Annotated in this window: 1 pseudogene; it reads right to left on the bottom strand. The window is 42.6% G+C overall.

Annotated features, from left to right (window positions below):
* Window positions 1–258 precede the first annotated feature (258 nt).
* Window positions 259–1,002, bottom strand: a pseudogene (locus CAN34_RS12780) (TCP-1/cpn60 chaperonin family protein); the annotation flags it as partial.

The raw sequence follows: 1,002 nt of genomic DNA, 5'->3' as shown, positions 1-1,002 counted from the left end.
GCTATATCTTTGTGTTTAAGTTCTGCAGCTGTCGAAATAATCTTAGTTTCTCTTAATAGTGCTTCACGGAATTCAAAAGATTTCGAACAAAACTCATTAAAAGTGGTTTGCATAATTATCTCTTTATATAAATACGTATTTAGATTCATTATAATTTAGAGTGTTTAACTAAGCTATTGTAAAGCATATTAAAAAAAGCCCTAACTCAATGAGTTAGGGCTTTTTATTATTTAAAGCAAATACAGGTAAAGGAACTGATTACATCATGCCGCCCATTCCACCCATACCGCCCATTCCACCGCCGCCCATGCCAGACATACCATCATCACCTTGCGGTAAATCAGTAATCATGACTTCGGTCGTTAGCATAAGACCTGCAACAGATGCCGCATTTTCTAGTGCTGAACGTGCTACTTTGGCTGGATCAAGAATACCCATAGCCAACATATCGCCATATTCACCAGAAGCAGCGTTGTAACCATAGTTACCGCTACCGCTTTTCACTTCGTTAACGACCACTGAAGCTTCTTCGCCTGAGTTAGTAACGATTTGACGTAATGGTGATTCCATTGCGCGACGTAGAATATTGATACCAGCGTTTTGGTCGTCGTTATCGCCACGTAGTTCAGACAATGCATTCATTGCACGAACCAAGGCTACACCGCCACCAGGGACAACGCCTTCTTCAACCGCTGCACGAGTGGCATGTAGCGCATCATCAACGCGATCTTTTTTCTCTTTCATTTCAGTTTCAGTCGCAGCGCCAACTTTGATAACGGCAACGCCGCCAGCCAGTTTAGCCATACGCTCTTGAAGCTTTTCTTTATCGTAGTCAGACGTTGACTCTTCAACTTGACGACGGATAGATTCAACACGATTTTCGATATCAGCGGTGTTACCAGCGCCATCAACGATTACCGTATTTTCTTTACCGATAGTGACTTTCTTCGCAGTACCCAATTTCTCTATGTCGCAGTCTCAGGCTCAAACCAATCTCTTCAG

The organism is Psychrobacter sp. DAB_AL32B, from assembly GCF_002224105.1.
Lineage (GTDB): Bacteria > Pseudomonadota > Gammaproteobacteria > Pseudomonadales > Moraxellaceae > Psychrobacter.
Note: the sequence above shows the minus strand (reverse complement) of the source record. Positions and strands in the feature narration are given on the sequence as shown.